The following is a 9,143-nucleotide window of genomic DNA, read 5'->3' on the forward strand; positions in this document are numbered from 1 at the left end:
ATCCCGGCGGGGGCGCCTGCGCTGCTCGGTACCGTGGGAGCCGTGAAGAAGGTCGTCGTGCTGGACTACGGGTCGGGCAACCTGCGCTCGGCAGAGCGGGCGCTGGCCCGCGTGGGTGCCGACGTGACGGTCACCGCCGACTCGCAGGCCGCGCTCGACGCCGACGGTCTCGTGGTGCCCGGGGTCGGCGCGTTCGCCGCCTGCATGGACGGCCTGCGCGCCGTCGACGGGCCGCGGGTGATCGGCCGCCGCCTCGCCGGCGGGCGCCCGGTGCTCGGCGTCTGCGTCGGCATGCAGATCCTCTTCGAGCGCGGGGTCGAGCACGGGCACGACGCCGAGGGCTGCGGCGAGTGGCCCGGCGTCGTCGAGCCGCTGGAGGCCCCGGTGCTCCCGCACATGGGCTGGAACACCGTGCAGGCCCCCGAGGGCACCGTCCTGTTCGACGGCCTCCAGGACCAGCGGTTCTACTTCGTGCACTCCTACGGCGTCCGCGACTTCACCCTCGGCCAGGACGGCCCGCCCACCCGGCTCAAGCCCCCGATGGTCACCTGGGCCGAGCACGGCGACCGGTTCGTCGCCGGGGTCGAGAACGGCGCGCTGTCGGCGACCCAGTTCCACCCCGAGAAGAGCGGGGACGCCGGGGCGCAGCTGCTCACCAACTGGCTGCAGACGCTCTGACCGGGCTCACTGCAGCGGGAACGGCGACTGCAGCCACCACGGCGCGTCGACCACCTCGACGCGGTCGACCCACTTGACCCACCAGAAGCCGCGCCGGCCGGGGGCCACCAGCCGCACCGGCGCGCCGTGGCCGAGCGACAGCGGCTCCCCGGCCGCGTGCGTGGCCAGCAGCAGCGATCCCGCGTCGGACAGCGGCAGCCGGCGCCGGTAGCCGGTCCGCGAGACGACGTCCACGCTGCCGTCGGCCGGCAGGCCGCCGGGCAGCTCGGCCAGCAGCCGGTCCAGGCGGACGCCGCGCCAGTCCTGCTCGGCGTACCAACCACCGGTGCAGTCGAGCAGCGCGCGGAGGGTGTCGCCGCGGTCCAGGTCCTCGGCGCTCAGCCGCCGGGTCCGCCCGCCGGCGACGAGGGTCAGCGTGGCCGCCGCCGACGAGGGCACCTCGTCGGCGACCCACTGGGTCACCGGCATCGCGGACGGGTCGTCGGTGCCGCGCTCGTGCGATCCGGTGGCCCGCCGCTGCCCGCCGGGCGCGCCGGTCAGCCGGAACAGCCCCTCGACCGCGGCCCACAGGGCCACCGAACCGCCGGCGAGAGCGCCGGCCTGCAGCAGCCGCCGGCGGCCGAGGTCGGCCCGGCGCGGCCGCTGCCGGCTGCCCCAGGCGTGCATCGCCAGCAGCAGCGCCAGGAACAGCGCCGCGCCCACGTGCACCTGCAGCGCCGCGACGCCGCCGAGCGCCGGCCAGGGCCCGGGGGCGCCGGCCGCGTGCAGCACGCCGGTGGCGACGGTCAGCAGGGTGAGCACGCCGAGCGCCACGGCCGTCGCCGGGTCGCGGCGGTGCACGGCCCGGCCGCGACCGCGGCGGACGACGACCGCCTTCCACGGCACGAGCAGCAGCAGCCCCAGCCCGGCGGCCCCGTGCGCGGCGACCACGACGCGCGAGGGCAGCGGGGTGCCGACGCCGTAGGCCAGGACACCGGTGGCGCCCGCGGTCAGCAGCAGCGCGAGCAGGCCGAGGTTGGTGCGGCGGCCGGCCCGGCGGGGGAGCCGCGGGCGGGGCAGCGCGGCCATGGCAGCGAGTGTGCACCCGTGCGCGGGGACGAGGCCCGCGCCGATCGATGAGACGGCTCTCATCTCCGTCTCACCCCGTGGCCATGCCCGCGGACCAGGCTCCCGGCGTGCGCTCCCGCCTGGTGCTCGCCGTGCTCACGGCGGTCGCCGTCGTGCTCCTGGCCGGCGGCACGGCGTGGGTGCTGCTCGGCGGCGCGGACCGGCCGGTGCCGGAGGCGCCGGCCCCGATCGACGTCCCCGCCCGCGAGGCGCCGGGCGGCAGTTCTACCGGACCGGTGCCCGGGCCGGCTCCGTCCCCGCCCGCACCGCAGCCCGCGCCGGCGCCGACCGACGTCGTCCCACCCCCGCCGCTGACCGACGACGATGACGACGACGATGACGACGACGGCCCGGACGACGGCCCGGCCGAGCAGGAGGACGACGGCGACGATGACGGCTGAGCCGGCGAGCGCCGGGCGGTGACCGGGCAGCCGGGCGGGCCGTCGGGCCGGCGCGAGCGGATCCGGCGGCGGCTGGTGCCCCGGGCCGCCCGGACGCGGATCCTCGGCTGGGTCCTGCTGCTGGTCCTGCTGGCCCTCGCCGTGGTGACGCTGGTGACGTGGCGGCTGCTGGTCCGCGCGACCGACGAGCGCATGGACGTCGCCCTGCAGGCCGAGGTCGCGGAGTTCGACCGCATCGTCGCCTCGGGGATCGACCCCGAGACCGGCGTTCCGTTCGCCTCGGTCGCCGACGTGCTGCGGACGGTGATCACGTACAACCTCGCCCGGCCCAACGAGAAGTTCCTCGGCTACGTCGACGGCGCGTACCGGTTCCAGAGCCGGATCGAGGCCCCGGTCCTGCTGAGCGAGGACGCCGCCTTCACCGAGCTGGTGGGCGACGTGCGCGAGCCCGCGGCCGGGCGGTACGAGAGCGGCGCGGGCGAGGTGCGCTACCTCGCCGTCCCGGTGACGCTGGCCGGCGACCCGTCGCGCGGGGTGGTCGTGGTGGCCTACTTCGCCGACCAGGAGCGGCAGGGCGCCCACGACGTCGTCCGGCTCATGCTCGGCGTCGGCGGGGTCACCCTCCTGCTGGCCGCGGGAGGCGCGTGGGTGGTGGCCGGTCGGGTGCTCCGCCCCGTGCGGCAGGTCGCGGCGACCGCTGCCGGCATCACCGAGACCGACCTGTCCGGCCGCATCCCGGTGGCGCCCGACGCCCACGACGAGCTCGCCGAGCTGGCCCGCTCGGTCAACGCGATGCTCGACCGGGTCGAGCGCGGGGTCGCCGCCCAGCGCCGGTTCCTCGACGACGCCGGCCACGAGCTGCGCACGCCGATCACCATCGTCCGCGGGCACCTGGAAGTGCTCGACCCCGCCGACCCCGCCGACGTCCGCGAGACCGTCGCCCTGGTCGACGACGAGCTGGGCCGGATGAACCGGATGGTGTCCGACCTGCTCCTGCTGGCCCGCGCCGAGCAGCCGGAGTTCGTGCGCCTGCAGCCGGTCGACGTCGCGGAGCTGACCGCCGAGGTGCTCGGCAAGGTGCGCCGGCTGGGGGACCGCGCGTGGCAGCTGGGCGGCACCGCGCGCGCCGACCTGCTGCTGGACCCGCAGCGGCTCACCCAGGCCCTGGTCGCCCTCGCCGACAACGCCGTCCACTACACCCGCCCCGGCGACCGGGTGGTCATCGGCAGCCGGCTGGCCGGCGACGAGCTGCACGTCTGGGTCGAGGACAGCGGCCCCGGCATCGCCGAGGCCGACCGGGAGCGGGTGTTCGAGCGGTTCGCCCGCGGCGGCGCGGGGGCCCGCCGCACCGACGGGGCCGGGCTGGGCCTGTCGGTCGTCCAGGCCATCGCCGGCGCGCACGGCGGCTCCGTCGAGCTGCACAGCCGCCCGGGCGAGGGGACGACGTTCACCCTGGTGCTGCCGGCCCGCCCCGCACCGCCGGACGACGCCCCGCCGGACGACCCGGCGTTCGCCGCCGACCCCGGCCCCGCGGTGGCCCGAACCCAGGGAGGACCCCGGTGAGCCGGGTGCTGATCGCCGAGGACGAGCCGCGCATCGCGGCGTTCATCGAGAAGGGCCTGCGGGCCAACGGGTTCGTGACGGCCGTCGTGGGCGACGGCCTCAGCGCCCTCGACCGGGCCCGCAGCGGCGAGTTCGACCTCGTCGTCCTGGACATCGGGCTCCCCGTGCTCGACGGCTTCGCCGTGCTCCGGGCCCTGCGCGCCGAGCGGAGCACGATCCCCGTCGTCGTCCTCACCGCCCGCGACAGCGTCCAGGACACCGTGGCCGGGCTCGAGGGAGGTGCCGACGACTACATGCCCAAGCCGTTCCGCTTCGAGGAGCTGCTGGCGCGGGTGCGGCTGCGGCTGACCGGCGCGCGCCAGGCGGAGGTCACGGTGCTCACCGTCGGGGACCTCTCGTTGGATCTGCGCACGCGGCGGGCCACCGTGGGCGACCGCACGGTCGACCTCTCCGCCCGGGAGTTCGCCCTCGCCGAGACCTTCCTGCGGCACCCCGGCCAGGTGCTCGCCCGCGAGCAGTTGCTCAGCCACGTCTGGGGCTACGACTTCGACCCCGGCTCGAACGTCGTGGACGTCTACGTGCGCTACCTGCGCCGCAAGCTGGGCGCCGAGCGGATCGAGACGGTGCGGGGGATGGGGTACCGGTTCGGTGCCTGACGCGCCTCCCGGGCCGGGCCCGGGAGGCGCGTGGGCGCTCAGTCCTCCTCGGGGCTGTCGGCGCCGTCGTCGGGGGTGGCGTCGTCGGGGGTGGCGTCGCCGGGTGCCGCGTCCGGGCTGTCGACCGCGCTCTCCGCCGGGGAGTCGGCCGTCTCGGGCGAGGCGTCGGCCGGGGCCGGGGCTGCGGGGTCGGGCGAGTCCGCGGTGTCGTCGGCGGCCACGGAGATGGCGGCCGGGGCCGGGGCGGGGCCGTCGTCGTCGGCGGCGGCGACGCCCGCGCCGGCGAGGCCCAGGCCGGTGAGCGCGGTGCCCAGGGTGACGATCTTCCAGGTGGCGGGGCGGCGGGTCACGGGTTCCTCCAGGTGGTCGCTGGTGTGCTGACACCTCCACGGTGTCCCGCGCACGTGAGGCGACCGGGAGAGCCGGATGAGGTCGTTCTCATCCCGGGATCCGGCACCGCAGCCCCGCCCACTCCTCGGCGAGGGCCACGCGCGCCTCGGTGGCGGCCGCCCAGTCCGGCTGCTGCACGCGGAAGGGGCCGGTGGCCAGGCCGACGAGCACCGCGGCGACGCGGGCGCGCAGCTGCGGCTCCGGCTCCCGCCCGGCCAGGTGCCGCTCGACGCGCGCCCGGTAGGCCGCCACCGGGGCGGGGTCGGTGGCCAGGTGCTCCAGCAGCGCCAGGTGCGCCACCAGGGTGGCCCAGTCGTCGATCCGGGCCCCCGGCCCGGCGGTGTCGACGTCGAGCAGGCCGACCACCCGCCCGCCGTCCACCAGCAGCTGCGCCTCGTAGAAGTCGCCGTGCACCGGGACGACGGGAGCGGTGCCGGCCGACGCGGTCACGGCGGCGACGAGCCGGTCCAGCCGCGGGACCAGCTCGGGGCAGGTCAGCCCGACCACGGTCGCGTACGCCCGGAGGCGCCGTCCGGGATCGGTCGGGTCCTGCCGGCCGGGGGGCGTCCCGACGGCGGGCAGCGTGTCGAGCAGCTCCTCCAGCGCGGCAGGCGAGGGGAGGGCGCCGGGGTCGCCGGCCAGCGCCGTCCGCATCGGCGTGCCGGGCAGCCCGGGGAGCACGAGCACCCCGTCGCCGGTGGCGCCCACGACCGGGGGCACCGGAACGGCTCCGGCCAGCGCCCGGTGCCGGTCGGCCAGCGCGCCGGCGGCCTGCGGGCGCACCACCTTGAGGAACCAGCGGCCGGCCGGCGAGGTGACCTCGACGACGGCGCGCCGGCCCGGCCGGTAGGCGCGCAGCCGCAGCCGGGGCGTCCCGACGTCGAGCCCGAGCCCGGCCAGCCGCTCGGCCGCGCGCGCCGCGGAGGCCGCCCAGGCCAGGCCCGGGAGGGCGGGGTCGTGCGGCCAGCGCCACAGGCCGACCGACACCGGCCGGCCGCCCGCCTCGCCCTGCAGCACGGCGGCGCCCGGCGGGATCCGGGTGCCGGTCGTCGCGGCGAGGGACTCGCGGGTGACCCGGCCGTCGGCCCACGCCACGTCGGCGGCGTAGCGGACGGTCGCCGAGCCGTCGGCGCGCAGGGAGACCGTGCCGGCCCGCAGGTCGGCCAGCCGGCCGGACAGCGGGGCGAGCACGGCGCTCCAGAGCTCGCCGGCGGCCGGGCCGAGGAGCAGGTCCAGGGCCGGCGGGGGAGGGGGCATCCGGCCAGCGTGCCGTCGGGGCGTGACACCCCGATGAGAGCCCGATGAGCCGGCTCTCATCCGCCCCTCACCACCGCCCGCGGTGCACGACCTCCTCGACGCCGCGCCGCCCGCGGCGCAGGGACGGCGACCGGCGGTCCTCCCCGCCGGGGTAGCCGATGGTCAGGCAGCCCACCGGGCGGTAGGCCGCCGGCACCCCGAACGCCTCCCGGAAGGCCGCCACCCGGCCGGCGGGGACGCCGGAGAAGCAGGCGCCCAGCCCCTCGTCGACCGCGGTGAGCAGCACGAGCAGCGCCGCCATCCCGGTGTCGACGTCCCAGTAGGGCACCGGCCAGCGCGCCTCGTCCCGGTCGGTCCAGCCCTTGTCCGGCTCGGCGTACCGGTCGAGGTAGGCGCTCTTGTTCGACAGCGGCAGCACCAGCAGCGGTGCCCGCCGCATGCGGGTGAGCCACGCGTCGGGCGCCCCCTCCCCGGCCGTCGCCGTCCAGTACCGCTCCCGCTCCTCCGGCGTCTCCAGCACCAGGAACGCCCAGCCCTGGGTGAACCCGGCCGACGGCGCGCGCACCGCGGCGGCCAGCAGCCGCTCCCGGACCTCCGCCGGCACTGGCCGGTCGGGGTCGTAGTCGCGCACCATGCGCCGGCGGCGGACGACCTCTGCGAACTCCACCGCGACAGCCTGCCGCAGGGGCCCGGCGAGTCCGGCGCGGGTGCGCTCCTAGGCTGGTCGCCGTGCCGAAGCTGCAGCTGCTCCCCGCCGTGGACGTCGCCGACGGTCAGGCCGTCCGGCTCGTACAGGGGGAGGCCGGCAGCGAGACCTCCTACGGCGACCCCCTCGACGCGGCCCTGCAGTGGCAGCGCGACGGCGCCGAGTGGGTGCACCTGGTCGACCTCGACGCCGCCTTCGGCCGCGGCAGCAACCGCGAGCTCCTGGCCCGCGTCGTCGGCGAGCTGGACGTCGACGTCGAGCTCTCCGGCGGCATCCGCGACGACGAGTCCCTGGCCGCCGCGCTGGCCACCGGCTGCCGCCGGGTCAACCTCGGCACCGCCGCGCTGGAGTCCCCCGAGTGGTGCGCCCGTGCCATCGCCGAGCACGGCGACCGCATCGCCGTCGGCCTCGACGTCCGCGGCACCCGGCTGGCCGCCCGCGGCTGGACCAAGGAGGGCGGTGAGCTGTACGAGACCCTCGCCCGGCTCGACGCCGAGGGCTGCGCCCGGTACGTGGTCACCGACATCACCAAGGACGGCACGCTGCGCGGCCCCAACCTCGACCTGCTCCGCGAGGTCTGCGCCGCCACGCCGCGCCCGGTGGTCGCCTCCGGCGGGGTCAGCTCCCTCGACGACATCCGTGCCCTGGCCGGCCTGACCGCGGTCGGCGTCGAGGGCGCCATCGTCGGCAAGGCCCTGTACGCCGGGGCCTTCACGCTGCCCGAGGCGCTGCGGGTCACCGAGGAGCTGGCGTGAGCGGAGCGGTCCGCGGGAGCGAACGGGGAGCATCGTGACCGTTCTCAACCTCGGCTCGGCCAACCCCTGGGAGCCGGTCGTCGGCTACAGCCGGATCGTCGTCCGCGGCGACACCGCCTGGGTGAGCGGCACGACGGCCGTCGTCGACGGCGTCGTGGTCGGCAAGGGCGACGCCGCCGCGCAGACCCGCCAGGTCCTGGCCACCATCCGCGAGTCGCTGGAGCGGGCCGGGTTCACCCTCGCCGACGTCGTCCGCACCCGGATGTACGTCACCGACATCAGCCGCTGGGAGGAGGTCGGCCGGGCGCACGGCGAGGTCTTCGGCGACATCCGCCCGGCGGCCACCATGGTCGAGGTGTCCGCGCTGATCGACCCCGACCTGCTCGTCGAGATCGAGGCCGACGCCATCCGGGAGGGGGCCGCGTGAGCCTTGCCGTGCGGGTGATCCCGTGCCTGGACGTCGACGCCGGCCGGGTGGTCAAGGGCGTCAACTTCGTCGACCTGCGCGACGCCGGCGACCCGGTGGAGATGGCCCGCGTCTACGACGCCGAGGGCGCCGACGAGCTGACCTTCCTCGACATCACCGCCAGCTCCGGTGACCGGGAGACCACCTACGACGTCGTCCGCCGGACGGCGGAGAGCGTCTTCATCCCGCTCACCGTCGGCGGCGGGGTGCGCAGCCCCGACGACGTCGACCGGCTGCTGCGGGCCGGCGCCGACAAGGTCGCGGTCAACACCGCCGCCGTCGCCCGGCCCGAGCTGATCAGCGAGATCGCCGACCGGTTCGGCAACCAGGTGCTCGTGCTCTCCCTCGACGCCCGTCGCTGCCGGGACGGCGCGGTCACCGACTCCGGCTTCGAGATCACCACCCACGGCGGTCGCCGCGGCACCGGCCGCGACGCCGTCGAGTGGGTCGTGCAGGCCGCGCAGTTGGGCGTCGGCGAGGTGCTGCTGAACTCCATGGACGCCGACGGCACCCGCGCCGGCTTCGACCTCGAGCTGATCCGCGCGGTCCGCCGCGAGGTCACCGTGCCGGTGATCGCCAGCGGCGGCGCCGGCGCCGTCGAGCACTTCCCGCCCGCCGTGGAGGCCGGCGCCGACGCGGTGCTCGCCGCCAGCGTCTTCCACTTCGGCCAGCTGCGGGTGCCCGACGTCAAGGCGGCGCTGGCCGCGGCCGGCGTCCCGGTGCGCGGGGAGGCCGACCACCCGCAGCCGCCGGTCAGCGGGAGCTGACCGGCCGGAGGCGGTACAGGGCGGTGCCGGCGGCCATCACCGCCAGCGACATCGCCGTCTGCACCCAGGTCCACCAGCCGACCGGCGTGTGGCCGGCCAGCGGGCAGAGGATCGTCTCGACGGCCATGAGGCAGCCGGCGGCCACGGCGAGCGGGGCCGAGTGCCGGCTGCCCCGCCACAGGGCGGCCACCGCGCCGACGATCGTGCCGACCGCCGCGACGTCGACGGGGAGCTGCCACAGGGGATAGACCGCGTCGTGGTGCGGCATCGGCTCGACGGCCGGGCACACCAGCCAGGCCAGGGCGAAGGCAGCCGCCCAGAGCCGCCCGGCGTTCCGGCTCAGCCCGTGCCCGGGGCGGGCCGCCGCGACCGGGCCCGGGGTCGGTGCCGCCGGCGG

General features: G+C 77.4%; 12 protein-coding genes. 7 read left to right on the forward strand and 5 right to left on the reverse strand.

The window, feature by feature from the left end:
* Window positions 1-42: 42 nt before the first annotated feature.
* Window positions 43-678 (forward strand): imidazole glycerol phosphate synthase subunit HisH, encoded by a 636-nt coding sequence (gene hisH / locus ACI79R_RS10610; protein WP_456573575.1) that lies wholly within the window; start codon window positions 43-45, stop codon window positions 676-678.
* Between the two features lie 6 nt (window positions 679-684).
* Here hisH and ACI79R_RS10615 read toward each other — a convergent pair whose 3' ends face one another.
* A complete protein-coding gene (locus ACI79R_RS10615) occupies window positions 685-1,746 on the reverse strand; it encodes a molybdopterin-dependent oxidoreductase (protein WP_456573576.1) in 1,062 nt (353 codons plus the stop codon).
* 107 nt (window positions 1,747-1,853) lie between these two features.
* On the opposite strand from ACI79R_RS10615, the gene ACI79R_RS10620 reads away from it, so the two are divergent.
* From ACI79R_RS10620 to ACI79R_RS10630, 3 genes are read left to right on the forward strand one after another with little or no spacing between them, the layout of a single operon-like run.
* Complete coding sequence (locus ACI79R_RS10620; RefSeq protein WP_456573577.1) at window positions 1,854-2,186, forward strand: hypothetical protein; 333 nt, start codon at window positions 1,854-1,856, stop codon at window positions 2,184-2,186.
* Window positions 2,187-2,204: 18 nt separating this feature from the next.
* The gene (locus ACI79R_RS10625) at window positions 2,205-3,749 is read left to right on the forward strand and encodes a sensor histidine kinase (protein WP_456573578.1); all 1,545 of its coding nucleotides are present in this window, start codon (window positions 2,205-2,207) and stop codon (window positions 3,747-3,749) included.
* Window positions 3,746-4,405, forward strand: coding sequence for a response regulator transcription factor (locus tag ACI79R_RS10630; RefSeq protein WP_456573579.1), 660 nt, complete (start codon window positions 3,746-3,748; stop codon window positions 4,403-4,405). The genes ACI79R_RS10625 and ACI79R_RS10630 overlap by 4 nt, the downstream gene beginning before the upstream one ends.
* Window positions 4,406-4,443: 38 nt before the next feature.
* Here ACI79R_RS10630 and ACI79R_RS10635 read toward each other — a convergent pair whose 3' ends face one another.
* The 3 genes from ACI79R_RS10635 to ACI79R_RS10645 form a co-directional block, all read right to left on the reverse strand.
* Window positions 4,444-4,755, reverse strand: coding sequence for a hypothetical protein (locus ACI79R_RS10635; protein WP_456573580.1), 312 nt, complete (start codon window positions 4,753-4,755; stop codon window positions 4,444-4,446).
* 88 nt (window positions 4,756-4,843) lie between these two features.
* On the reverse strand, window positions 4,844-6,052 hold the full coding sequence (locus tag ACI79R_RS10640) for a hypothetical protein (RefSeq protein WP_456573581.1): 1,209 nt from the start codon (window positions 6,050-6,052) through the stop codon (window positions 4,844-4,846).
* A gap of 67 nt (window positions 6,053-6,119) precedes the next feature.
* Window positions 6,120-6,719 (reverse strand): nitroreductase family protein, encoded by a 600-nt coding sequence (locus tag ACI79R_RS10645; RefSeq protein ID WP_456573582.1) that lies wholly within the window; start codon window positions 6,717-6,719, stop codon window positions 6,120-6,122.
* A gap of 62 nt (window positions 6,720-6,781) precedes the next feature.
* Between ACI79R_RS10645 and priA the strand changes: the two genes are divergently transcribed.
* From priA to hisF, 3 genes are read left to right on the forward strand one after another with little or no spacing between them, the layout of a single operon-like run.
* The gene (gene priA / locus ACI79R_RS10650) at window positions 6,782-7,513 is read left to right on the forward strand and encodes a bifunctional 1-(5-phosphoribosyl)-5-((5-phosphoribosylamino)methylideneamino)imidazole-4-carboxamide isomerase/phosphoribosylanthranilate isomerase PriA (protein ID WP_456573583.1); all 732 of its coding nucleotides are present in this window, start codon (window positions 6,782-6,784) and stop codon (window positions 7,511-7,513) included.
* A gap of 34 nt (window positions 7,514-7,547) precedes the next feature.
* Window positions 7,548-7,940 (forward strand): RidA family protein, encoded by a 393-nt coding sequence (locus tag ACI79R_RS10655; RefSeq protein WP_456573584.1) that lies wholly within the window; start codon window positions 7,548-7,550, stop codon window positions 7,938-7,940.
* The gene (gene hisF, locus ACI79R_RS10660) at window positions 7,937-8,746 is read left to right on the forward strand and encodes an imidazole glycerol phosphate synthase subunit HisF (RefSeq protein ID WP_456573585.1); all 810 of its coding nucleotides are present in this window, start codon (window positions 7,937-7,939) and stop codon (window positions 8,744-8,746) included. The genes ACI79R_RS10655 and hisF overlap by 4 nt, the downstream gene beginning before the upstream one ends.
* Here the strand turns inward: hisF and ACI79R_RS10665 are convergent.
* On the reverse strand, window positions 8,733-9,143 hold a 411-nt coding region (locus ACI79R_RS10665; protein ID WP_456573586.1), incomplete at its 5' end, for a hypothetical protein. The two genes, hisF and ACI79R_RS10665, sit on opposite strands and share 14 nt — an antisense overlap.

It is taken from the genome of Blastococcus sp. SYSU D00820, from assembly GCF_054050695.1.

What these genes read in the sequence shown, in the direction of transcription:
- ACI79R_RS10615 (WP_456573576.1), bottom strand. Translation starts at nt 1,746, where the DNA reads ATGGCCGCGCTGCCCCGCCCGCGGCTCCCCCGCCGGGCCGGCCGCCGC.
- ACI79R_RS10640 (WP_456573581.1), bottom strand. Translation starts at nt 6,052, where the DNA reads ATGCCCCCTCCCCCGCCGGCCCTGGACCTGCTCCTCGGCCCGGCCGCC.